Origin of the sequence: Cohaesibacter sp. ES.047 (assembly GCF_900215505.1) — a bacterium.
Classification (GTDB): domain Bacteria; phylum Pseudomonadota; class Alphaproteobacteria; order Rhizobiales; family Cohaesibacteraceae; genus Cohaesibacter.
The window spans coordinates 1,239,208-1,262,907 of sequence record NZ_LT907844.1 but is presented as its reverse complement, the minus strand read 5'-3'; the positions used below and the strand labels follow the sequence as shown (position 1 = coordinate 1,262,907).

The window sequence follows — 23,700 nt, the reverse complement described above, 5'->3', positions numbered from 1 at the left end:
CAATCGCGGCCCGTAGCTGTTCAGTGGCTACCAGACTTTTTTTTATGGCTCAGGCCGAGCCTGTGGGGACTATGGAGAATTTTGTGCCCTGGCGTGGTAACTCTAATATGAGGAGACCCACGTATGAGCATCGACAAAGCCCTTTTGGATCATCTGATGGAAGGCCGCAAAGCGGGCGATCTGTTCGGAGAGGACGGGATTCTGCAAGAACTGACCAAGGCGCTGGCCGAACGAGCCCTGAGCGCCGAACTGGACGAGCATCTGACCGAAGAACGCGCCGATGCGCCGCCTGAAGGCGCGAACCAGGCGCCAAATCGTCGCAATGGCCGCAGCCAGAAGACGGTGACCACCGACAGCGGGAAGGTCATTCTCGACATTCCCCGTGACCGCAACGGCAGCTTTGATCCTCTGCTGATCGCCAAGTATCAGCGCCGCTTTCCCGAGTTCGATACCAAGATCATCAGCATGTACGCGCGCGGCATGACGACCCGCGAGATCCAGGGGCATATCGAGGAGATCTATGGTATAGAGGCGTCCCCGAGCCTGATTTCGGCGATCACCGATTCCGTGATGGAGGAGGTAACCGCCTGGCAGAACCGCCCGCTGGAACCGTGCTATCCGATTGTGTTCATGGACGCGATCCGGGTCAAGATCCGCACCGACGGCGTGGTTCTGAACAAGGCGGTTTTTGTGGCCCTGGCTGTTCTCCCGGATGGCACCCGCGACGTTCTGGGGCTGTGGTTCCAGGCCAATGAGGGTGCCAAGTTCTGGGCTAAAGTTCTCAGCGACCTGCGCAACCGTGGCGTTCAGGACATTCTCATCGCCGTCGTGGACGGTCTGAAGGGCTTCCCCCAGGCCATCGAGGCAGCCTTTCCTCAGACCCAGGTCCAGACCTGTATCGTGCATCTGCTGCGCCATTCCATGAGCTTTGCCAGCTACAAGGACCGCAAGGCCGTCGCCGCGGCTCTTAAGGCTGTCTACACCGCTGTAGACGCCACAGCCGCGGAGGCGGCGCTGGAGGAGTTCGAAAACAACGACCTTGCCGGCAAATACCCGGCAATCGCGCCGAGTTGGCGCCGGGCCTGGAACGAGGTGATCCCGTTCCTCGACTATCCGCCCCAGGTGCGCAGGCTGATCTACACCACGAACGCCATTGAAGCACTGAACTCGAAAATCCGCCGGGCCGTTCGCTCCCGCGGGCATTTCCCCAGTGACGAGGCAGCTGCGAAATTGATTTATCTCGCCCTGAATGCTACTTCTGTGGAATGGAAACGCTCCGTGCGCGAATGGCACTCAATGAAAAGCCAATTCGCCATAATGTTCGAAGATCGTTTCCCAATGGCGTAATTAATGCGCCAGGGCACAAAATTCTGCATAGCCACAGCCTGTGAAGCACGCGCCCAACGCTAGAGCGATGCACATGGACCCCGCGTTCAGCCAATTCCAGACAAAGCTCATCAAGCGTCAGATCGCCATTCTCAGACATGCGCCTTGTGATCCATTCATGATGCACACCCAACTTGCCTTTGTCTGGTCGGCCTTGCTTGCGAGGCTGCACAGAACCCGTCTCTTTCTTGAGAAGCATCAGGTTATTGACAAACCGTGGTGACACGCGGAAATGGCTGGCGGCCGCCCGATGCGAATGACCGGCATCAACAAATGAAGCAACACGTTCGCGCAATGCAATAGGAAGTGATTTGCCCATGATGATCCCCTTTTCTCAAAGGGAATCACAATTGGCAAAAAATGGGAATCCTGAATCTCATTAACTGCGACACGCTTTAGATGAACAACCTTAAGACAACTGGCCTCAGAGTTTTGTCACCGGTTTGACCGTAAGCATGGTCCCATCGCCCCCGACAACTTCCACTTCGCTGCCAGCCGGGCAATCCGGCCCGGTAACGCGCCAATAGCTGTCACGCACCTTCAAACGCCCCTGCCCGTGTTCAATGGCCTGATCAAGAAAGAAGGTCTTGCCAACAAGCGAAAGGACACGTTCGTTGAGCAGAGGCTTATCAGTCGAGCTTTTGGAGAAGCGATTGACAAGCAGCCGCCCCACAATGACCGACACCAGCGAGAGAACGCCGAACAGGATGGCTGCATTCTGCCAGCCAAGGTCAAAGGCGAAACTCACACCTCCGACAATCAGCGCTGCGATCCCGAACCACAGGAACATCGTCCCCGGGGCAACCAGTTCCAGCACCAGAAGAACAAGACCGAAGATCAACCAGGCCCACGGGCCCAAACCAACAAAGTATGACTGGATCATATCTGTCTCTTTCCGACCATGAAGATCATCGATTGTCACCGGCGTCAGGCACCCTTGACCCTCGCGCCATCGGGCCATCCTTGGAGAAGACCTCCTTGCTGATCTCGCCAATACCGCCAAGCGCGCCAAGAATTGAGGTCGCCTCGATCGGCAGCATCAGAACTTTCTGGTTGGGAGCCTTAACCACTTCACCAAGGGTTTCAACATATTGCTTGGCGATGAAATAGTTGACCGCCTGCATGTTGCCTTCGGAAATCGCCTTGCTGACCATCTCGGTTGCCTTGGCGTCGGCCTCCCCGGTTCGCTCACGTGCCTCTGCTTCCAAAAAGGCGGCCTGACGCGCACCTTCTGCTTCGAGGATCTGTCCCTGTTTTTCCCCTTCAGCCCTCAGAATCTCTGACTGCCGAGCGCCTTCTGCCTCCAAAATTACCGCGCGTTTCTCGCGCTCTGCCTTCATCTGCCGACCCATCGCTTCGACAAGATCCCGTGGCGGATTGATGTCCTTGATCTCGATGCGGGAAATTTTAACGCCCCACGGAGCCACCGCGGCATCCACCACATGCAGAAGCCGCACGTTGATTTCATCTCGGTTCGAGAGCAATTCGTCAAGATCCATCGAGCCCATCACCGTACGGATGTTGGTCATGGTCAGATTGAGAAGGGCCATCTCCAGATTGTTGACCTCATAGGCGGCATCCGCCGCATTCATGACCTGATAGAAGGCAACACCGTCAGACGTGATCGTGGCATTGTCCCGCGTGATCACTTCCTGTGATGGCACATCAAGCACCTGCTCCATCATGATCAACCGCGCGCCGATCCGGTCAATGAACGGTACGATCAGCGACAGCCCCGGTTTCAGGGTTCGCGTGTAGGCCCCGAAGCGTTCGACCGTATAATTGTATCCTTGAGGAACGGTCTTGATACCCGCCAGAAGAATGAGAATGAACAACACCACCAAAACGATGGCGACGATATCAAAACCCGTAATACCCATGTGAGATTACTCCATATGCCACCAGTTCAGTGACCTCAATCCGTTTGCACCCACCAAGATCATACTGGTCGGCACGCTATGTTACAGCTTCGAACCAAATGCATAAAGGCCTGCAGAGCAAGTCTGGGCAAGACGCAAAAAGGGTCGGGCAAAGGCATCAGCCGTCAATGTGACGACAGCTAAAGTTTAGCCGACAATCCAGACCATCCCATGGCAACCGAAGCAAGAACCGAGAAATATCCACTTTCAGAAACATTTGGAAAATTTTCCCGGTCAATTTACGGTTCTTTTAACAGCCAAGGGGCCAATCTTGGTTGCACCGGGGCCGTTGGGGCACCGGAGATATCAAAAACCGTTGAGGGCGCTGATGTCACAGACATTGAACGACGGCGCTGCGGTCCTCGTGGACCAGAACGCCTATCAACAAAAGATGTTACGGTCTTTGCTGCATGGCTCAGGCTTTTCGCGCATCGCCGAATTCAACGCGCTCGAGGAAGGCCTTAATGAAGCTGTGCGCATGTCATCGGACTTTTTGTTTGCCGATTTCGACACGGCGCAATCTTCGGAAATGATGCGCTGCAACGGCGATCTGAGGAAGACCTTTCTACCCGACAACACCAATCTGATCTTCTTGATGAAGCATCCGACCCGAAAGCGCGTCGAAACCGCAATCGCCAGCGGCGCGCAATGGATCATCTCGCGCCCCTACTCGCCAGCCAGCCTCTACCAGCGCATCCACGCAACCCTCGCCCCCCAGAGCGTATCGAGCATCAAACCCGACCGCAAACGCCCTGAAGTCGATGTAATCGAGCTTTCGACCTCCCAAGCGGAGACCGAAGAGGAACGGATCGAGCACTTGCTGCAAGAAATGGATTCGCTTCTGAAAAACTCTCCCTATTTCGATGCATCCTCCGAAACAATTGCGGGCGCGGCGAACAACGACGCACGCGGGCCACAACCAAATAAACACAAGCCCTCCCGTTGGGGCGAGGCACGCAGCCTGTCAGGCGAAACAGAGTCGTCCGACAAATTTTTCCTGCCCTGAAGACACACCTTCGCTCATCCGCCTCTGCCCGAAAGCTCACACCGTAAATCTATGGACAACCCCGTAAGGGGTCGCCTTCGGTGTTGTCAGGATCAAAAATATCAATTATTCATGATATATGGATAATATACAGGCAACCACGGCATTCGCCGCCCTCAGTCAACAAACCCGGCTCGAAGTCTTCCGCCTTTTGATCAAGGCAGGCAACAAGGGACTTTTGTCCGGCGAGATGGGTGACATCCTGAATGTCAAACAGAACACCATGTCAACGAACCTCAACATCCTGCTGAGAGCTGGCCTCATCCGTAACGTCAGGCAGGGCAGGACTGTGCGGTATTTCGCGGATATGACCGGCATCGGAGCACTGATTGACTATTTGCTGAAAGACTGTTGTGGCGGCGCACCCGAACAATGTCTGCCAATCATCAAATCCATCTGCCAAAGAGAGCCGGCGGAGTGACCATTGACCAGATCGAACCTTGCTTGGAAACCGACATGGGTATGACCATCTATCACAATCCGGCCTGCGGCACTTCGCGCAACACGCTGGAAATGATCCGCAAGGCGGGCATCGAACCCACCATCGTTGAATATCTAGAGACACCTCCAAGCCGCGACGAATTGATCGCGCTGATCGACGCCATGCCAATCTCCACCCGTGAGTTGCTGCGCAAGAAGGGCACGCCCTATGACGCGCTTGGGCTGGAAAACCCGGACCTGACCGACGAACAGCTGATTGATGCCATGATGGCCCATCCAATCCTGATCAACCGCCCCATCGTTGTGAGTGAAAAGGGCACAAATCTTTGCCGCCCCTCCGAGAAGGTCATGGAGCTGCTACCAGTTGATATCGGACGCTTCACCAAGGAAGACGGCGAGATTGTCTCGTCCGGCAAGGACGACTGAACCATGGACTTTGCCAATATCGATCAATATGGGGTTGTCTGGACCAAAGATGATCACCGCGCCGATCCCGCCATGCTTGCGCCGATTGACGCCGCCAGCCTATGTGCGCAAGGAGATGATGGCCACAAGCCAAGGCTGCTGCTGCTCTATGGCTCCTTGCGAAAGCGCTCATTCTCGCGCCTTGTGGCTGAAGAATCAGCCCGCCTGCTCACCTTCATGGGCGCGGAATGCAGACTGTTCAATCCCTCCGGCCTGCCACTGCCGGACGACGCGGATGCCAGCCATCCCAAGGTAGAGGAGTTGCGCCTGCTCAGCACTTGGGCCGAAGGAATGGTTTGGGTGTCCCCCGAACGTCACGGCGCCATGACCGGCATCATGAAAGCCCAAATCGACTGGATCCCGCTTTCGCTTGGTGCCGTGCGGCCCACGCAAGGCAAGACGCTCGCGCTGATGCAGGTGGAAGGTGGTTCACAGAGCTTCAACACCGTCAACCAGATGCGCCTTCTGGGCCGCTGGATGCGCATGGTGACCGTTCCGAACCAATCCTCGATCGCCAAGGTCTTCACCGAATTCGGCGATGATGATCGGATAAATCCATCTCCCTATTACAACCGTATGATTGATGTATGTGAGGAGCTGATGAAATTCACCTATATGACACGCAGTCGCTCGGACTATCTTGTCGATCGCTATTCAGAACGCGTCGAAACCGGCCAGCAGCTCATTGATCGGGTCAATTTGAAAAAGATCTAGAGATCTTTATATCCCCGCCAAAAATGATCCGGCTGCTGTGGGCAACAGACGGATCCAACACAGAGAGCAAAAAAATTTGCCAAGGACCAGAGCCACCGGCTAGCCGGTGGGTTAAAGGAAGCTCATTCTCCAAGAGGACCGGTATTGCTAGCCATCTGACAAGAGGTTTGCAGCTCCTGGGTAAAACTAAAAAGCCGGGCTAATTGCCCGGCTTTTTTTATCGCAAAATCATCGGTTATCCGTAAATCAAACTCGGCAACCATATTGCCAGACTTGGAATATACCAAAGCAGCAACAGCCCAAAAATCTGAATGAAGACAAACGGAATGATGCCTCGATAGATCTGGCTGGTGCGGACACTCGGGGGGGCCACACCGCGCAAATAGAACAGCGCAAAGCCAAATGGCGGCGTCAGGAAGGATGTCTGCAGGTTCATAGCCATCATAATACCCAGCCAAACCGGGCTCATCGGCTCACCATTGGGCATTTCCAGCTGCAGCAGAACCGGCGCAACCATCGGCACGACAACGAACACGATTTCAAGGAAATCCAGAAAGAAGCCAAGGACGAACATCAAAAGCATCACGGCGATGATCGCCCCAATGGCCCCACCGGGAATATCCTTGAGGGCCGCATGGATCATCTCCTCGCCTCCCAACCCACGGAAGACCAGAGAGAACAGGGATGCGCCGATCACGATCACGAACACCATGGCTGTGACCTGAGTAGTGCCCTGCATGACCGCCACCAGAATGCCATCGCGAAACACCCGAAGCAGCGCTGAGATGATCCCCCAAGCCAAGAGCGCAAGGCAGATGGCTGCGCCATAGATCGCGATCATGTCCCAGTGTGGAATGTCGTTGCGCGCAACACGCAAATCCATGTTGGCCGTTAGGAACAGAAGGAACACCAGAGCAACAGCCGCAAGAACAATCGGCCAGTTGCGCTTGCCACCAAGTCGATAGCCCGCCAGCAGGATCGCCCCGACAGCCCCCACAGACGCAGCTTCGGTAGGCGTGGCGATACCACCCAGAATCGAGCCCAGCACCGACAGGATGAGCAAGATGGGCGGCAGCAGGGCGTTGGTGACCTCAGAAAAGGTCACACCGGGATTGTCCTCTTTGGGAATCGAGGGAGCAGCGCTCGGATTGATGATGGCAACCACCACCTGATAGAGGATATAGAAGCCCACCAGCATCAGGCCGGGCAGCAGCGCCCCGGCAAAAAGGTCACCCACCGAGATCGTCTCGGGTGAGAAGATGCCCATGTCCAACTGTGCCTTCTGATAGGCGTTGGACAACTGATCACCAAGGATGACGAGCACGATGGAAGGCGGGATGATCTGCCCCAGCGTTCCGGCTGCCGCAATCGAGCCGCAGGCCAACTCCGAGGAGTAACCGCGCTTGAGCATGCTGGGCAAGGACAGAAGCCCCATCGTCACGACAGTGGCCCCGACAATGCCGGTCGAAGCGGCAAGCAAAGCCCCCACGATGGACACAGCAATACCAAGCCCGCCATGAACGGACCCGAGCATGCGACCCATGGTGTCGAGAAGTTCCTCGGCCACCTTGGAGCGCTCAAGCATCACACCCATGAAGATGAACAACGGCACGGCAATCAGCACCTCGTTGGTCATGGTGCCGAAAATGCGCTGCGGGAAGGCCGACAGGAACGTCATGTCGAAGGCGCCGACCACCCATCCGATCAACGCAAAGGCCAGAGCCACGCCAGCCAGCGTGAAAGCAACCGGGAAGCCCAGCATGAGCACCACGCACGCGGCTGCGAACATGGCCAGATCAAGAGAATGTGCAATGAATTCCATTAGATGCTCCCGCCTGTCTGCTGCAGGCGATCAAGTTCGATTTCATCCCCTTGCAAGGCATACCAGGAGCGCACCATGACCACGACCCCTTGCAGCCCCATCTGAATGGCAAAACCGATGATGGCGCTTTTCAGAAGAAAGCGGGCCTGAATGCCGGACGTTTCCTGACTGCCCTCCAAAATGGCCCAACTGTTGGACACATAGCCCCAGGAGACATAAACGATGAGCAGGCAAACCGGGATGAGAAGCAGAAGAGAGCCGAAGAAGTTGATCTTGGCCTTGGTGCGTGGCGCGGCCTCGCGATAAAAGATGTCGACGCGCACATGACCTTCCATCGAAAGGGTATAGGCAGCGGCCAGCATGAAGAGAAACGCATGCAGATAGACAATCAGTTCCTGCATCCAAATGGAGCCGACGCCGAACACGTAACGCATCAACACGATCGCAAATTGAATAAGAACGATGACGAGTGCGAACCAGGCAAGCCCCTTGCCTGTCGCGACATTGACCCGATCGATCAGGTTCGCCAGTGCGCGCATGAAATTTCTCCTGTCTAGCCGCGCTAAACGCTCCCTCACCTGCCACCAGGAACGCTATCGCAATTTTACGCCAAAGGCATAGGCGGTCAGGCAACATCTTGCAAGTACTGAGCACAAGATGCTTTGGAAAATTGCGAATTTGGGGGACAGAATGGATATTTGAAAGAAAAAGCTTCCCCCCGGTCGAGCCGGGGGGGAAGCAAAAACACGCATAGACTGGTAAGTTGAAACCAGTCAGCAAGCCCCGGTTAACCCAGTGCCTTGCCGCGCTTCTGAGTGAAGGTCTGTTCGGCGATGCGGTTCCAGCCACCGACTTCCCTGCGCACTGTCAGGAAGCTTTCATAGATGCGCTTGGAAATATCATCTTCATTGGAGACTTCCTTGGTGACTTCTTCAGCAACATTGAAGATCGCCTGGAACACTTCATCGGGGAAGGGCTTCAGATCGACTTTATGCTTGTTCAGCAGCGTGTTGAGAGCAGCACCATTGCGGGCATTGAATTCCGAATAGGAAAGGTTGTTCTCGGCAAGCGCTGCGCGCTTGAAGAGCTCCTGATCCGCTTTCGACAGGCTGTTGTAGAGATCCAGATTGATGCCCAGCGACGTGCTGCCGCTCGGTTCATGGAAACCCGGATAATAATAGAATTTCGCAACCTTGAAGAAGCCGAGAGCCAGATCGTTCCAAGGGCCAACGAACTCGGTCGCATCGATCGCACCGGACTGAAGCGATGCAAAGATTTCACCACCCGGCAGGTTGATCGCCGTGGCGCCAAGACGGCGCAGGATTTCACCACCCAGACCCGGCATACGGATTTTCAGACCCTTGAGGTCTTCGGGCGTGTTGATTTCCTTGTTGAACCAGCCACCCATCTGGGCGCCCGTGTTACCGGCAAGGAATGGCTTGATCTTGAAGCTGGCCAGCAACTCGTCCCACAGTTCCTGTCCACCCATATGGTTGATCCAGGCATCCGTTTCATTGGCGGTGAGGCCCATGGGCACCGAGGTGAAAAAGTTCAGTGCCTTGTGCTTGCCCTGAAAATAGTAGTCCGACGTGTGATAGAGATCAGCAGTACCGCTGGATACAGCATCGAACGCTTCAAAGGCAGGCACCAGTTCACCAGCCGCATAAAGTTTGACCGTCAGGCGGCCATCGGTCATGGTTGTGATGCTATCGGCAAGACGCTGGGCAGTCGTGCCTAGGCCGGGGAAATTTTTTGGCCAACTCGTGACCATTTTCAGTGTACGCTTGTTCTGGGCAATAGCAGGAGCTGCCAGAGAGGTCGCGGCAACAGCGCCGGACGCAAGAGTGGCCTTTTTCAGAAAGGAGCGACGATCCATCTTCTTCCTCCACAAACTTTTCGTTGTCTGTTTGAATACCGTTTGGGTCGGTTTGAACAATTCATGAGACCTCTTGGATGACGACAGATCTGAAACGCCACATTGATTCAGCGCGAAAGCCTGAAAAGCATCATCCAAAGGCACAGCATGAGCAGGATACGATCACAAAACGCCAGCAATTCCAACGGAAAATTACCGTTTAAACTAAAAATCATGCTGATTGCTGTTCTCCCTATCATAAGTGTCTCGATTCTGACCGGATCGCTTCTCCGTATTGGTACCAACAGGTTGTTGGAAAGTGAGACGCAGCTCATTCAGCAGCGCATCACGGAGTTTCACCAGAAGGAGTTGAAGAACTATATGTCACTCGCCCTCTCCGCCATAAAGGACGACTATTCGAACGAGGAGGGTGGCCGCGAGGAGGCGCAAAGGCGTGCGCGAAAAACGCTGAAAAACCTGAAATACGCGAACGATGGATATTTCTTTGCAACGGATCGTGTGGGGAACTCCCTTGTCAATCGGATCGCAAACCCGTCCGAAAAGGTCAACTACTGGAATGCCAAGGACGCCACCGGATCCTATTTCACCCAGGAACTGATGGCAAAGGCAATCAACGGCGGCGGCTTTCATGTCTATCAATGGGAAAAACCGTCCACCAATACCGCGACACTGAAAATGAGCTATGCCACCTTTCTCCCCAAATGGGGCTGGATGATCGGCACCGGTGTTTATCTTGATGACGTCAATCAACAGGTCAGTGCCTACAAGAATGACATCAGTCTGGAGACACGCAAGGCAGAAACGATCCTTTTCTTGGGCACGCTTTTCACGGTCATCCTCGCCGCAGTCGCCATCGCAGCCGTGCATTATAATGAACACAAGCTGGCAGATGCCCGGCTCAAGGCGCTAACCCGCCGGATTGTCGATGTTCAGGAGGAGGAACGCAAGCGCGTTGCCCATGATCTGCATGATGGTATCAACCAGTTGCTCGTCAGCATAAGGTACCGGCTCGAAATGGCGATTGAGCAAGTCTCTCACCCTGACAAGGCGCTGGACCTGCTCACCAAAAGCCTCGGCATTCTGGACACCACGATTTCCGATGTCAGACGGATTTCCAAGGCGCTCCATCCATCCGCTTTGGACAACATTGGCCTGTCCGTTGCCATTCGGGAATTGGCGCACGGCTTTCAGGACAGCACGTCGATCAAGACCCGAGCGCTCGTCGCAACACTCGACAATCGCCTGTCGGACCGAGCCAAAATCGCCCTTTACCGGGTTACGCAGGAAGCCCTGACCAACGTCTCCCGCCATGCGAAGGCAAGAGAGGTTGAAATCGAACTGGGCTATGATGATGACAATCGAACGGTCTTTCTGAGAATTTCAGATGACGGAGAAGGGCTGAAGCCGCCCGAGCAGACGCCTGCAACCGGTGGGCTGGGCTTGCGCAACATGCTCGAGCGGATCGAAGCTCAGGGTGGAAATCTGGAGTTTTCCAGTGGCGCTCTGGGCGGGCTCGAGTTACGCGCAATTGTGCCGCAGGAGTGATCCGTGGCCCCGCGTGCGTGTCTTGACCCGAAACAACGACATTCCCTTTAATGAATTCTCAACACAACAAGCGCAAATCGGGGTAGAGTCAGGATTGACTCGTCTTCATGACACGCTCTCTGCTTGCACCGGAGGCAAGATCAAGCCTAACTAGGGTTTCCGGTAAAGTGCACCACTGAAAAGACAGATTCAGCTTTAAAAGTTGCTCCGATGAAACAAGACGCAAACGCAAAAAAACTCAGTATAGTCATCGCGGATGACCATACGCTCGTGCGAGATGGAATCCGTTCCCGACTTGAGCTTGAGGACGATCTCGTCATCGTTGCAGAAGCAGCTGATGGTCTGGAAGCGGTAGAGATGACACGTCTGCACAAACCGGACATCCTGATGCTCGACATCTCGATGCCGCGCTGCAACGGTCTGGAGGCTGCGCGCAAGATCCGCGAGGAAAATCAGGATTGCCGCATCCTCTTTCTGTCGATGCATGACAATCCCGAGTATATTCAGGCCGCAATCAAGGTAGGAGCCAACGGCTTCCTGCTCAAAGATGTCTCGTCGACCGGCATGGCAGCCGCCATCTCATCGGTCGCAGGCGGAGGCTTTTATTTTTCCAACAGCATCTCCCTTGATACCCTCAACGAACCGCCCCAAAAGCAGGAGACGAATGTCTACAATCTCACGGATCGCGAGATTGATGTCCTCAAGGGTATTGCCGAAGGAAAGGCCAATAAGGAAATCGCGGCCAAGCTGGGCATCGGTGTGAGAACCGTGGAAAGCCATCGCCAGCGCATGCGCGAGAAAATCGGCGGCGGCAATGCGGCCCAGCTCACCCATATCGCCATGGAAATGGGGCTGCTAGACCCGACGACCGGCACCAAGCCGAGCTAAAGCGTGTCGCAGTTAATGAGATTCAGGATTCCCATTTTTTGCCAATTGTGATTCCCTTTGAGAAAAGGGGATCATCATGGGCAAATCACTTCCTATTGCATTGCGCGAACGTGTTGCTTCATTTGTTGATGCCGGTCATTCGCATCGGGCGGCCGCCAGCCATTTCCGCGTGTCACCACGGTTTGTCAATAACCTGATGCTTCTCAAGAAAGAGACGGGTTCTGTGCAGCCTCGCAAGCAAGGCCGACCAGACAAAGGCAAGTTGGGTGTGCATCATGAATGGATCACAAGGCGCATGTCTGAGAATGGCGATCTGACGCTTGATGAGCTTTGTCTGGAATTGGCTGAACGCGGGGTCCATGTGCATCGCTCTAGCGTTGGGCGCGTGCTTCACAGGCTCGGCCTGAGCCATAAAAAAAAGTCTGGTAGCCACTGAACAGCTACGGGCCGCGATTGCTCATGATCGGTATGTATGGATCAATCAGCGCCGGCCTTTCTTCAACAAAGCATTGTCCCGATTGATCTTTATCGATGAGACATCAACCAACACGAAGCTGACCAAACGGTCTGGATGGTCACCAAAAGGACAGCGCTATCGCGCTCACGCTTCTTTTGGTCATTGGAAATCCCAGACCTTCATCGCTGGTTTGAGATCCCGTGGGATGGTTGCGCCCTGGATCGTCAATGCTCCGATGAACCGACGTATCTTTGAAACTTGGATTGAAACTCAACTACTGCCGACCCTGTCAGCTGGCGACATCGTCATCCTCGATAATGTCGCCTTCCACAAAAGTGAGAAAGCTCAAAAGCTCGTCAGATCAAAGGGAGCATGGCTGCTGTTTCTTCCGCCATATTCACCGGACCTCAATCCCATCGAAATGGCATATTCCAAACTCAAGACACTGCTGCGCAAGCGAGCAGCCAGAAGCTTCGATACAATCTCAGACGCGATCGGTGACATTTGTGACCTCTATTCTGCCAAGGAGTGTCTGAACGACTTCAAAGCTGCCGGGTATGAGGTTAATTAATTGCGATATGCTTTAATAGTTTCAGCCAAACCGGAAAAGCGCCGGGCACCCGCAACCGATCCGGGTGCCGTCAGAGCAGATTGGCCAGCAACAGGATAACCCCGAAGCCTGACACGACCACCCCCGCCGCGATGAGAATAATCGCTCCGCCCCAGTCCACGATCTGGCTGTTGAGGCCACGCGCCGCAAGGCTCTGAGAGGCAGAGCGGGCATAGACGGCAAAAAGCGCAAGAAGCGCGATGCTCAGCCCGGTCCCCAGCCCCATCGCATAAGCTGACAGAATGCCCGCCCAGAAAACCCCTTGTGACAGGGCAAAAACCAGCACGATCAACGCGCCCGAACAGGGACGCAATCCCATGGAAAGCACCGCCAGCACCGTGCCGCGCATCCCGCGCGCCTGACCGACGGCATCCAGCGAGGGTGCATGCGTATGACCGCATCCACATTCTCCATCGCCGTGATGATGATCGTGGTCATGATGATGGTGGTGATCGTGATTTTCGTGGGAATGGTCATCGTGATCTGCCAGCAAGGATCGCACGGCCCGCCATGCGCGCCAGAACAGCCAAAGCCCGAGCGCGACGAACATGACATACGACGCCAGCTCGAGCATCATCGCGGTCTTGGTGATCATGACGGCAGTCATCCGCAACAGGATGGCAACAACCCCGATGATCACAACCGCGACACTTGCCTGCAGCATGGCCGCAATGAGGGCCATCAGAGCACCCTTGCGCGCCTGGGTGCCGCTGGCAAACAGATAGGTTGTCAGCACGACCTTGCCATGCCCCGGACCCGCGGCATGAAACGCGCCATAGGCAAAAGACAACAACAGCAGCAAACCAAGCGCCGACCAGCTCTCCCGCACCAGCTTCACGGCATCCTTGAGCGCGTTATAAAACTCGGATTGCCGGGCCAGAATCCAGCCCTGCACCTCACCCCAAAGCCCGGTTGTCACAAGCGGCGAGGATGTCTCGGGCAAGCCCACCCCGAACGGCGACGGCGCAGCCGAGGCAACATTCGACAAAGCGAAAAGGGCAACCAAAGCAAGCAGAAGACAAAGAATGGAGGCGACAGCCGGACGCGCCGAACCCTTACGCGACAAATCTACTTGCATGTCAGAAACACCTGATTGGCCATGGTCGACGTCATCTGCATCAGATCTGGTGGCAACTCGCGTTGATCGGCCGGAATCTGGGCCAAAAGGCCCATCGTGTCATCATCGAGCGCTTCGGCCTTCTTGACGGACACCGAACAGGATCCGGGCGCATTGGCCAGCTTGATGGGCGACGTGTCAGAAAAGGAGAAATCGACAAAAAAGGTCGGATCATAAACATCCAGAATGACCTCTTTCTGAGCATTTACCTTGGCCTTGGCTGCTTCGAGAACTGGCAAGGTGAAATGAAGCGTCAGCAAGCCCTTGTCATAGGTCAGCCAATAATCGACCGGCTCGGCAAAGATGGCCTCATCGCTGTCCGGCGCGCCTTTTTCATACAGATCGGTGAAAAAATCGAACTCGGACAGGGATTCGACATTCACCTGTGCCAGCGGCTGCAATTCCGCGCGCGAGTAGACACCATCCCCGTCTTCATCCAACCCCTGTACGGCAAAGGCGCTGAAAGCCTCGTCGAAGGTCCAGATGTGATTGACAGCATTGACCGATTTTCCGCCCATGACGATCTCGGATTGCACCGACACCCAGACGTGAGGGTGAGCCATGGCGATACCGGGTGCCAGAATTGAGCCCAGCAGGAAGGGCAAAACAAAGGTGCGAAATGGCGCTTTCATGCTGTCTCCATCATCGAGTTGAAACGGCTAAAGGCGCTTCCGATGAAACGCCTTCTCACCCCACTCAACCTGTCTGTATGCCGCAAGTTCGGCAAGAAGATGTCATATCGAAGAAGCGATTGAAACACCCAATTCGCCGCGCGACAATCAGCGACGTCACGCGCCTATTTCGGGTCGTCGAGTTTTACGGCCCAGCGCCGCAAAAGAAGCGCATTGCTGACAACAGAAACCGAGCTGAAGGCCATTGCCGCCCCCGCCAAGGCAGGGTTGAGCAGCCCCAATGCCGCCAGCGGAATACCTATGACATTGTAGATGAAGGCCCAGAAAAGATTCTGCCAGATCTTGCCATAGGTCTTCTGGGCAATCTCGAGCGCCGCCCCGACAAGGCGGACATCAGATCGCATCAGCGTGATGGCAGCAGCCCCAATGGCCACGTCCGTCCCCGAGCCCATGGCAATGCCCAGATCGGCCTTGGCCAGAGCCGGCGCATCATTGAGCCCATCCCCAACCATGGCCACGACCTGACCTTCGGCCTGAAGACGCTCCAGTTCCTTGAGCTTGTCACTCGGAGAGACACCGCCCTTGACCGCATCAAGTCCGAGCGCATCACCGACGCGCGCCACGGTGCGGGGCGCATCACCACTCAAAAGCATGGTCTTGAGACCCTTTTGCCGCAGGCTCGCAACAGCATTTCGGGATTCCATCCGCACTTCATCACGGAACCCGATGAGCGCAACCAGCACGCCATCCCAGGCGACAGCCGACAAGGACAGACCGTCACTCTCCATGCGCGCCCACGCCTCGGACGCAAAGCCAAGATCAACCCCATTCCGCTGCAGAAAGGCAAAGGTGCCGATCAGATAACGCGCACCTGAAACAACGCCCTCGACTCCCTCGCCCACATGAGCGGAAACACTTTCTGCCACACCCAGCGAAAGGCCGCGCTCATCCGCAGCAGTAACGCAGGCCCGGGCCAGCGGATGCTCGCTGCTGCGCTGGATCGTTGCAACATCGGCAATCACCGCGCCTTCGTCTGCCGCACCAAACAGCTCAATGGCAACAAGGCTCGGCTGCCCCTCGGTCAGCGTCCCGGTCTTGTCAAAGACCACATGGCTCACATGCCGTGCTCGTTCCAGAACATCAATATCGCGGATGAGAATGCCGTTTTTGGCAGCAACCCCGGTCCCGGCCACCAGCGCCGTCGGCGTTGCCAACCCCAGAGCACAGGGACAGGCAATGACAAGGACAGATACCGCCGCCACGAGCGCCGCCTCAACCGATCCACCCACGACCATCCAGCCAAGGAACGTCAAAAGGGCGAGCCCGACCACCACCGGCACGAAGATAGCGGAAATCCGGTCCGCCAGATTCTGCATCTTGGCGCGCCCCGTTTGAGCCTGATCGACCAGCCGAATGATACGCGCCAGCACCGTGTCTTCGCCTAGCGCGACAACATCAAGAACCACCGAACCGACGCCATTCACCGCCCCAGTAATCACCTTGTCGCCCGCTTCCCGCAACACAGGCTCACTCTCGCCAGAAAGGAGTGCTTCGTCAAATTCGCTTCGGCCCTCAGAGATCGTGCCATCCACCGGCACCACTTCACCGGGGAGCACCCGAACACGGTCGCCCATGCCGACCGCTTCAATTGGCACCATCCGGTCCGCTGCGCCATTCGCGCCGACCACACGCGCCTCACGCGGGCGCAGCCCCATCAATGCCCTGAGCGCATCTGCGGCACTGCGGCGGGCCCGTCCCTCAAGCCACTTGCCAAAGACAATCAGGGTGAGAATAGCCGCCGAGGCCTCAAAATAGAGATGCCCGACGGAGGCGCTGCCAAGCGCTACCACTTGATATAGCGAGAACAGAAAGGCCGCGCTCGTCCCCAGCGCCACCAGCACATCCATATTCGCAGCCTTGTTCATCAATGCCTTGATGGCACCGCGATAAAAGCGCGCCCCGACGATCACCTGAACCGGCAGCGCAAGGCCCAACTGGATCAGGGGAGGCAAATGAAGATTTTGCCCGAACCACATGGCAATCATCGGCGCAACCAGCGGCACGGTCATCACGGCGGAAAACAGGAACAGATAGAAAGAATGCCGCTCTTCCTTGCGACGATCCTCGTCAAGACGCTCCGCCTGCTCCCTGCGTTCGGAAAGGCTTCCCTCCCGCAGGCTCGCACCAAAGCCGGTCTTCTCGATCATCGCCCTGATCGCATCGGCATCTTCAGCGCCATCAACGGACACATCGGCCCGCTCAAGTGCCAGATTGACGTTGGCATGGATCCCCGGCTTGGCATTGAGCACCCGCTCGACCCGTGACGAACAGGCCGCACAATGCATGCCGGTGATATCGAAAACAAAGGAATGGGATGCGTCTTTGGCAGCGGGCGCAGATGGCACAGAGGAGGCGGAAAGCTCGGACATGACCTTCACTTCGGTAGGTTTGAAACAATACTCACAACCATATAGGGCTTCCAGTCACTGGAAGGTCAAGACCTCTCTCCCGGCACGGGCATTTGCCGCACTTCCCGCGCATAGTCGATGAATGCCTTTGTGATATGAGCAAGGAGCTTTTCGCCCTTTTCCGCAGTCGCTGCAGTGGCATTGCCTGTCACCCCTTCAGCATTCAGATCGGTTGCCATCCAGCCCATCGCCTTGCGGCCATAATAGCGCAAATGCTCGTTCTTCCCGCTGATCAAGCGTTGCGCTGAAGAAAAATCATCCGCCTTCTGCATGGACACCAGTTCCGGCGCCAGAGCGAGCATCAACGAGGTCTCCACATCACCGCCATGGATCCCGAAGGAAATCTCATCGAGATCAAACACATCAGCGGGATAGCCAAACCGCAGCCAGTTGGTTGCGGAGACAAGCATGCCGTGATGAACCCTCAGATCCTGCATCAGGATCTCCATCAGGGGCACATTGCCACCATGGCTGTTGATGAGGATGAGCCGCTGAATACCCGCGCGCTTGACCGACAGGCAGATATCGAGCCAGACCGGCAACAGATGCTTCCAGCTTGATGTCAGGGTCCCAGTTCCATCCAGATGTTCTTCGGACCAGCCGATTTGCTGCACCGGCAGAAAGATGAGATCGAGATCAGATGGCAGGTCTGCCACGACCCGCTCCATGTAGCCTTCGGCCAGAATGGCGTCAGTCCCCAGCGGCAGGTGCGGTCCATGCTGCTCGATGGCCGCGATCGGCAACACCGCCACGGCTCCCTCAAGACCCGGCTTGGAAAAATCATCACGACCCATATCGCGCCAATAGGCTTTAACCATCACAGTCTCCCGTCACATAGTGCACCTAACATATCCGCGTTCAACAAGCCTGACCAGTCCACGAGAAGACTTTGCATCGGCAGACTTTACGCGCGCCTTCAGCGCTTCTATCGTTGGCTCAGCAAAACCCAGTTTCCGGAGGCTCCCGTGCTGCGCACCATCAAGAATTTCGCCAATCTGGGCGACGAAAACGCCTTTGCCGTTCTCGCCCGCGCCAATCAACTCGCCTCGGAGGGCCGGGACATCATCAATCTGGGCATCGGTCAGCCGGATTTCAAAACACCCGATCATATCGTCAAGGCGGCAGTCGACGCCCTTGAAGCTGGTGAACACGGCTACACCCCAGCCAACGGCATTCCGCGCCTGCGCGAAGTCGTCGCAGACGAACTCAACCGCCGCCATGGGGCCGATATAAGCCCTGATTCTGTGATGATCATGCCCGGCGGCAAGGTCACCATGTATATGGCCATCACCCTGTTTGGCGAATCCGGCGCAGACATTCTCTATCCCGACCCGGGATTTCCCATCTATCGCTCGATGATCGAATTCACCGGCGCACGCCCGATCCCCGTGCCTTTGCGCGAAGAGAACGGCTTTGCCTTTTCCGCCGAGGAGCTTTTGTCGCTCATCACACCGCAGACCCGGCTGATTATTCTCAACAGTCCGTCCAACCCGACCGGCGGCGTTACGCCGAAAGAAGAAATCGACAAGCTGGTCAAGGGGCTTGAGGCGTGGCCCGATGCCGCCATCCTATCCGACGAGATCTATTCCCGCATGACCTTTGACGGTCTCGAGCATCAAAGCCTCACATCCTACCCTGAAATCAAGGATCGCCTGATTCTGCTCAACGGCTGGTCCAAGACCTATGCCATGACCGGCTGGCGGCTCGGTTTCTCCGTCTGGCCAGAGGCTCTTTATGACGACGTGCGCAAGCTTGCAGTGAACAGCTATTCCTGCGTCAACAGCGCCGCCCAGTTTGCTGGCATTGCCGCCATCACCGGTCCGCAGGACGCAGCCGATGATATGATGGCCGAATTCGACCGCCGCCGGAAAGCCGTGGTCACTGCGCTGAACGATCTGCCCAACACGTCCTGCGCCATACCCAAGGGTGCCTTCTACGCCTTCCCCAACATCTCGCAAACCGGTTTCAAGGCCAAGGACTTGTCGTCCCGCCTGCTTGAGGAAGCCGGCGTTGCCACCATCGGGGGACCGGACTTTGGCGTCTATGGCGAGGGCTATATCCGCCTCTCATACGCAAACAGCCTTGAGAATATCCTCAAGGCTGTCGAGCGTATCGGTGATTTTTTAAAGGCCAACAGCGCCTGATCGGCACGCGGGCAGGAATGAGAGACTATTCAAGGCGCTCCGCATGCCAAGCCATGTGATCGGCAAGGAAGCTGGAGATGAAATAGTAGGAATGATCATAGCCGCCATGAAGCCGCAAAGTCAGATCCACATCGGCTGCGCGGCAGGCCGCTTCGAACGCCCAGGGCTTGAGCTGGTTCTCCAGAAACGTGTCCGCCAGACCCTGATCAATCAGGATATCGCCGTCCCAACCCTTGTCTCGCATCAAGGCGCAGGCATCATGCATCGCCCATTTCTTCTCATCAGACCCGAGATAGGCTTCAAACGCCTTCTGGCCCCAAGGGCAATCAACCGGATTGGTGATCGGAGCGAAGGCCGAAAGAGAGTGAAACAGTCCCGGATGCCGCATGGCAAGGGTCAATGCACCGTGCCCGCCCATGGAATGACCGGTGATACCCAGCGCATCCTCATCAATCGGCAAGGCATCCACCAGCAGGTCCGGCAGTTCCTTGGTCAGATAGGTCTCCATCTGAAAATGCTTGGCCCAAGGGTCCTTGGTTGCATTGAGATAGAAGCTCGCCGCCTGTCCCAGATCATAGGACGGATCATTGGCCACCCCTTCACCGCGCGGGCTGGTATCGGGCGCGACAAAGATCATGCCATGTTTGGCAGCATGCATCTGCGGGCAGCCTTTGGTGGTGACATTCTCCCATGTGCAGGTCAGACCGGACAGGTAGAACAGCGTGGGGCACACGAAGCCGTCCAGCGCCTCACGCGGCAGGAAGACAGCAAACTCCATGTCTGTGCCCGTTGCACTGGATTTGTGCCGGTAGACGCGCTGCTCGCCACCAAAGGATTTCATGCTCTGGATCAGTTCCATGTGCTAAATCTCCCGCTTGGAAATAGGGTGTTTCGTCAAATTAGAGGCTGGATTTGTACGTTCCGTGACAGGACCGAATAGCGCGACCATAAACGGTTGGTGCCAAAAAGAAAGCGCCCCGGACCGGAGCGCTTTCTTTATACATGATCAAATGCCCTGACAAGATCAACGTTTCTTGCCGAGCAGTTTCAACCGGCTGGCAATCGCCGCATCGCAGCGCCCTCCTGGTCGGCGCACGATGATCTCCTGATCGAACACCACATGCTGACCAATCGGACCACCGGTGAAAGCCTTGGTTCCGGCAGGCAGGATTTGCAGAACACCATAGTCGCCACCCGCGTGGGTAAACATGGCGAACGGAGCGCCACCGACCATCAGGGCCAACTGGCCTTTGCGCAACTGCTGCATGGTTATGGTCTGCTTTTTGCCATCGAGCACCAACTGAGTTTCAGACAGCGAGAGGATTTTCTTTTTGTTCTGCACCAGTCTCCATTTGCCGAGCAGATCCTTCATCTCGGTATCAACCGCCAGACAGGATTTGTTCGCATTGGGAACGCTGAGGCGGGTCGCCTCGCCCTGCTCGATCACTTGTCCGTTGGCGCTCAAACGATAGGACATATGGGTGTCATCGATCTTGGCGACATCCACGACTGCCGCAGTCAGACCATTCACCGAAACACGGCGGGCCATGAACTGATAGCGTTGACCGGACACAAAGCCCGGTTTGAGATACATCCAGATGCCCGGTGTCTTGCCCTCGAAGATCAGCCAATCACTCATCACGAGCGGCTGCAACCCCGAAGGGGTCTTCAGTTCCCACACCCCTGTATAGAACGGTGTGTCCTCGGCCGCCTGCGCAGACAGGGCCATCGAGAACACAAGCATCAGTCCAGCAAAAACAAATTGCATCAGGCGAACGCTCGCCCTGAATGAAGAAAACAAACTCATCGTCTTACCCTCTTGGACGAGGCATTTGAAAGGGCCTCAATAGCTCACAAATACTTCGTCCGCTTCCCATTTAGCCGCGCCGCACGGCCATGCCCCACCATATCCGCATCGGCACCACCAATTTACATCGCCAAGAATGCCGAATCGCATTCTTCATGGGGATTTCAACGGAATCTCCCCGATTGCGATCAAGTGTCCCTTGCTTTTAACCCTTTGGCAATCCCCGGTTGGCGCTTCATTGAAACTAAAGGGCTTTTCTTAGGCAATATGGTTAACGTCTGGTCGCAGATACGCCCTGCCCCGTCAATTTCCCTCGAAACGCAAAGGCTTCTCCATACGAGCGGCGCGCGCACCTATCAGACAGGCTCTGACCGCAACTGCGCTTTTCATGCAACACTGCACAATGGCAACCAGAAATAGCACCGGAAATTCTTGCTCCACCGCTCTTGCGGGTTTATTGAAACGCCACTTCAACAAACGTTAGGCGGTTTTTTTGTTCAGTCTTTCATTCTTCGCGTTGAGCACCATGGAGTCTGTATCCAGCGCTGCATAGGCGAGCCATTGGCAGCCCATGCAGAACGGTCGTCCTGTGCGTCGAACAGCCGCTCTCCCAACACGCCCTGACGAGAGATCCCTCTTGTCCCGGTCATCCGGCCCAAGGGCCTATGTTTCGAGAGACTGCTGCTGTCCGTTCGTTCGGCCTTGCTGGCAGCGAAATCCCCATCACGATCTGAGATTTCAGTCTGCCCAATCATCTCTTCAAGATGTTTGGCAACACTCTCATGTTATACGACGAAGGATCCTTCGGGCGGCATTCTTGCCGCGCCGATCGAAAGAACAAAGGCACCAGAAGCAAACGCAAAAACAACCGATGGAAGGCAGCAGACGGTGAATTCCGCTGCACCCATTGCAAGCAGATGGTCTTTACGGCCACAGCCATGGGCACGGTGCATCGCAATCACTGCCCCCATTGCCTGCATTCTGTGCATGTAGACACCAAACCGGGCAACCGGGCCTCCACATGCCAATCTCGCATGATCCCGGTTGGTTTGACGATCAAACACAACGGCTTTGACAAATATGGCAAGGCTCGTTGTGGCGATGTCATGCTGGTGCACCATTGCAGCGGATGTGGCGCCGTGAATATCAACCGCATAGCCGGTGACGTTTCATGCGACCGGATCATCGACGTGTTCGAAGGCTCCCTGAGCATGGACCACGCGCAAAAGGCAACCATCGAGACCAAAGGCATCATACCAACGGCATTTAATTCTGACCTTCTTGAGCCCATTTTCTCATACCTATTGAATGGATGATGGTTGGGTTGGCGGAGAGGCTCTTCCATGCTTGGCAACCAGCATCAAGAATGGCGGCATAGTCTTCGAAGACCCGATTGGACAGGAAGGTACCGCGCAGATACTGCCAAATATTCTCAACTGGGTTCAGTTCCGGTGATTTGGAAGGCAACAGGAGGATGGTGATATTCTTGGGCACGTTGAGTCTGCTTGTCGTATGCCATCCGGCACGATCCATCAGCACCACGGCATGAGCGCCGCGCGCCACTGTCCTTGAGACTTCTTCGAGGTGCATTTGCATGGCCTGTGTATTTGCAAAAGGCATCATCAATCCCGCGCCAACGCCACGCGCTGGACATATTGCACCGAACAGATAGGCATTTTTATATCGCTGATCGGCTGGCAGACGTGGTCTGGTTCCCTTTTTTGCCCATAGTCGGGCCAGTCCATTCTTCTGACCAAGCCTAGCCTCATCTTGCCACCAAATCTCGATGGGCTTGTTCTTTGGCAAATGGCCTACATGCGCTGCCAACGTTGCGGAGAAGTTTTTTTGAAAGCATCAATGACTTCAGGCTTTTGTTCTGGATGTTGAGGTCGACCAGATATGCGCACATACCCCATGCGGCGCAAAAGATCCCGTACTCCACGTTCCTTGTAGGAGACCCCAAACCGCTCTTGGATCACACGCACCAGATCCTGGCTACGCCAGACAGAGACGCCGTCCTTCTCAGGATCAGGACCGGTTTCAACGATAGCAACAAACTCTTCGAGCTGTTCTGGGCTCAAGCGCATGGGAGCGCCGGTTGCTTTGATGTCGACAAGACCATCGGTGCCTTGCTCATTGAAGCGAAGAACCCAATCTCGCAAAGTCTGGCGGTCCATACCGCCGACTTTGGCGGCATCAGCACGGTTCATGCCGTCATAGACAGCCGCAATGGCCAGTAGGCGGCGGCCCTGTTTGGCATTGCGGCATCCTTTGGCAAGACGGCGCAAACTATCGGCGTCAAAAGCATCGCTAAGAATCAAAGCGGCAGACATGGCAAAATCTCCTTTGCCATGTTGAATCACG

22 protein-coding genes and 1 pseudogene are annotated in these 23,700 nt (G+C 55.8%); 11 read left to right on the top strand and 12 right to left on the bottom strand.

Annotated features, from left to right (window positions below; all coding sequences use genetic code 11):
- Window positions 1-123: 123 nt before the first annotated feature.
- Window positions 124-1,347 carry an IS256 family transposase gene (locus CPH65_RS05615; RefSeq protein WP_096172516.1) on the top strand — a complete coding sequence of 408 codons (1,224 nt, stop codon included), beginning with the start codon at window positions 124-126 and terminating at the stop codon, window positions 1,345-1,347.
- Window positions 1,348-1,810: 463 nt separating this feature from the next.
- On the opposite strand, the gene CPH65_RS05605 is transcribed toward CPH65_RS05615, so the two are convergent.
- Window positions 1,811-2,269 (bottom strand): NfeD family protein, encoded by a 459-nt coding sequence (locus CPH65_RS05605; RefSeq protein ID WP_096172514.1) that lies wholly within the window; start codon window positions 2,267-2,269, stop codon window positions 1,811-1,813.
- A gap of 25 nt (window positions 2,270-2,294) precedes the next feature.
- Window positions 2,295-3,266, bottom strand: coding sequence for an SPFH domain-containing protein (locus CPH65_RS05600; protein WP_096172513.1), 972 nt, complete (start codon window positions 3,264-3,266; stop codon window positions 2,295-2,297).
- Between the two features lie 367 nt (window positions 3,267-3,633).
- On the opposite strand from CPH65_RS05600, the gene CPH65_RS05595 reads away from it, so the two are divergent.
- From CPH65_RS05595 to arsH, 4 genes are all read left to right on the top strand, one after another.
- Complete coding sequence (locus CPH65_RS05595) at window positions 3,634-4,311, top strand: response regulator (protein ID WP_096172512.1); 678 nt, start codon at window positions 3,634-3,636, stop codon at window positions 4,309-4,311.
- Between the two features lie 118 nt (window positions 4,312-4,429).
- Window positions 4,430-4,771: a helix-turn-helix transcriptional regulator gene (locus tag CPH65_RS05590; RefSeq protein ID WP_096172511.1), complete on the top strand. Its 342-nt coding sequence runs from the start codon at window positions 4,430-4,432 to the stop codon at window positions 4,769-4,771.
- A 35-nt stretch (window positions 4,772-4,806) separates the two neighbouring features.
- Window positions 4,807-5,217 carry an arsenate reductase (glutaredoxin) gene (gene arsC, locus CPH65_RS24230; RefSeq protein WP_197704042.1) on the top strand — a complete coding sequence of 137 codons (411 nt, stop codon included), beginning with the start codon at window positions 4,807-4,809 and terminating at the stop codon, window positions 5,215-5,217.
- A gap of 3 nt (window positions 5,218-5,220) precedes the next feature.
- Window positions 5,221-5,970 (top strand): arsenical resistance protein ArsH, encoded by a 750-nt coding sequence (gene arsH / locus CPH65_RS24225; protein ID WP_371359435.1) that lies wholly within the window; start codon window positions 5,221-5,223, stop codon window positions 5,968-5,970.
- A 235-nt stretch (window positions 5,971-6,205) separates the two neighbouring features.
- Here the strand turns inward: arsH and CPH65_RS05580 are convergent, their stop codons facing one another.
- The 3 genes from CPH65_RS05580 to CPH65_RS05570 all read right to left on the bottom strand — a co-directional run bounded on the left by CPH65_RS05580 (window position 6,206) and on the right by CPH65_RS05570 (window position 9,668).
- Window positions 6,206-7,792, bottom strand: a complete 1,587-nt coding sequence (locus CPH65_RS05580; RefSeq protein ID WP_096172510.1) for a TRAP transporter large permease subunit — start codon at window positions 7,790-7,792, stop codon at window positions 6,206-6,208.
- Window positions 7,792-8,331 (bottom strand): TRAP transporter small permease subunit, encoded by a 540-nt coding sequence (locus tag CPH65_RS05575; RefSeq protein ID WP_096172509.1) that lies wholly within the window; start codon window positions 8,329-8,331, stop codon window positions 7,792-7,794. The genes CPH65_RS05580 and CPH65_RS05575 overlap by 1 nt, the downstream gene beginning before the upstream one ends.
- A 248-nt stretch (window positions 8,332-8,579) precedes the next feature.
- On the bottom strand, window positions 8,580-9,668 hold the full coding sequence (locus CPH65_RS05570; RefSeq protein ID WP_096172508.1) for a TRAP transporter substrate-binding protein: 1,089 nt from the start codon (window positions 9,666-9,668) through the stop codon (window positions 8,580-8,582).
- Window positions 9,669-9,959: 291 nt separating this feature from the next.
- On the opposite strand from CPH65_RS05570, the gene CPH65_RS05565 reads away from it, so the two are divergent.
- From CPH65_RS05565 to CPH65_RS24950, 3 genes and pseudogenes are all read left to right on the top strand, one after another.
- Complete coding sequence (locus CPH65_RS05565) at window positions 9,960-11,213, top strand: cache domain-containing protein (protein WP_172891461.1); 1,254 nt, start codon at window positions 9,960-9,962, stop codon at window positions 11,211-11,213.
- Window positions 11,214-11,423: 210 nt separating this feature from the next.
- On the top strand, window positions 11,424-12,101 hold the full coding sequence (locus CPH65_RS05560; protein WP_096172505.1) for a response regulator transcription factor: 678 nt from the start codon (window positions 11,424-11,426) through the stop codon (window positions 12,099-12,101).
- Window positions 12,102-12,177: 76 nt separating this feature from the next.
- Window positions 12,178-13,129, top strand: a pseudogene (locus CPH65_RS24950) (IS630 family transposase).
- A 70-nt stretch (window positions 13,130-13,199) separates the two neighbouring features.
- Here CPH65_RS24950 and CPH65_RS05550 read toward each other — a convergent pair.
- The 4 genes from CPH65_RS05550 to CPH65_RS05535 all read right to left on the bottom strand — a co-directional run bounded on the left by CPH65_RS05550 (window position 13,200) and on the right by CPH65_RS05535 (window position 18,203).
- Window positions 13,200-14,246 carry a nickel/cobalt transporter gene (locus CPH65_RS05550; RefSeq protein ID WP_096172504.1) on the bottom strand — a complete coding sequence of 349 codons (1,047 nt, stop codon included), beginning with the start codon at window positions 14,244-14,246 and terminating at the stop codon, window positions 13,200-13,202.
- Window positions 14,237-14,917, bottom strand: coding sequence for a DUF1007 family protein (locus tag CPH65_RS05545; protein ID WP_096172502.1), 681 nt, complete (start codon window positions 14,915-14,917; stop codon window positions 14,237-14,239). The genes CPH65_RS05550 and CPH65_RS05545 overlap by 10 nt, the downstream gene beginning before the upstream one ends.
- Before the next feature lie 164 nt (window positions 14,918-15,081).
- Window positions 15,082-17,346 carry a cation-translocating P-type ATPase gene (locus CPH65_RS05540; protein ID WP_096176256.1) on the bottom strand — a complete coding sequence of 755 codons (2,265 nt, stop codon included), beginning with the start codon at window positions 17,344-17,346 and terminating at the stop codon, window positions 15,082-15,084.
- Window positions 17,347-17,411: 65 nt separating this feature from the next.
- Entirely contained in the window at window positions 17,412-18,203 is a 792-nt protein-coding gene (locus CPH65_RS05535; protein WP_197703963.1) for a creatininase family protein, read from the bottom strand.
- A 147-nt stretch (window positions 18,204-18,350) separates the two neighbouring features.
- Between CPH65_RS05535 and CPH65_RS05530 the strand changes: the two genes are divergently transcribed.
- Entirely contained in the window at window positions 18,351-19,529 is a 1,179-nt protein-coding gene (locus tag CPH65_RS05530; RefSeq protein ID WP_096172500.1) for a pyridoxal phosphate-dependent aminotransferase, read from the top strand.
- 25 nt (window positions 19,530-19,554) lie between these two features.
- On the opposite strand, the gene fghA is transcribed toward CPH65_RS05530, so the two are convergent.
- Window positions 19,555-20,388, bottom strand: coding sequence for an S-formylglutathione hydrolase (gene fghA / locus CPH65_RS05525; RefSeq protein WP_096172499.1), 834 nt, complete (start codon window positions 20,386-20,388; stop codon window positions 19,555-19,557).
- A 165-nt stretch (window positions 20,389-20,553) separates the two neighbouring features.
- On the bottom strand, window positions 20,554-21,297 hold the full coding sequence (locus CPH65_RS05520; RefSeq protein ID WP_157747520.1) for a hypothetical protein: 744 nt from the start codon (window positions 21,295-21,297) through the stop codon (window positions 20,554-20,556).
- 51 nt (window positions 21,298-21,348) lie between these two features.
- On the opposite strand from CPH65_RS05520, the gene CPH65_RS23760 reads away from it, so the two are divergent.
- The gene (locus tag CPH65_RS23760; protein ID WP_157747519.1) at window positions 21,349-21,756 is read left to right on the top strand and encodes a hypothetical protein; all 408 of its coding nucleotides are present in this window, start codon (window positions 21,349-21,351) and stop codon (window positions 21,754-21,756) included.
- A gap of 362 nt (window positions 21,757-22,118) precedes the next feature.
- Window positions 22,119-22,652, top strand: a complete 534-nt coding sequence (locus tag CPH65_RS05515; RefSeq protein ID WP_157747518.1) for an RNHCP domain-containing protein — start codon at window positions 22,119-22,121, stop codon at window positions 22,650-22,652.
- Here the strand turns inward: CPH65_RS05515 and CPH65_RS05510 are convergent.
- Window positions 22,603-23,669, bottom strand: a protein-coding gene (locus CPH65_RS05510) for an IS630 family transposase (RefSeq protein WP_096172496.1) whose coding sequence is annotated in 2 segments (ribosomal slippage) — window positions 22,603-23,165 and window positions 23,165-23,669 — 1,068 coding nt in all. Because the reading frame shifts where the segments join, the coding sequence is not laid out codon by codon here. The two genes, CPH65_RS05515 and CPH65_RS05510, sit on opposite strands and share 50 nt — an antisense overlap.
- Window positions 23,670-23,700: the final 31 nt, after the last annotated feature.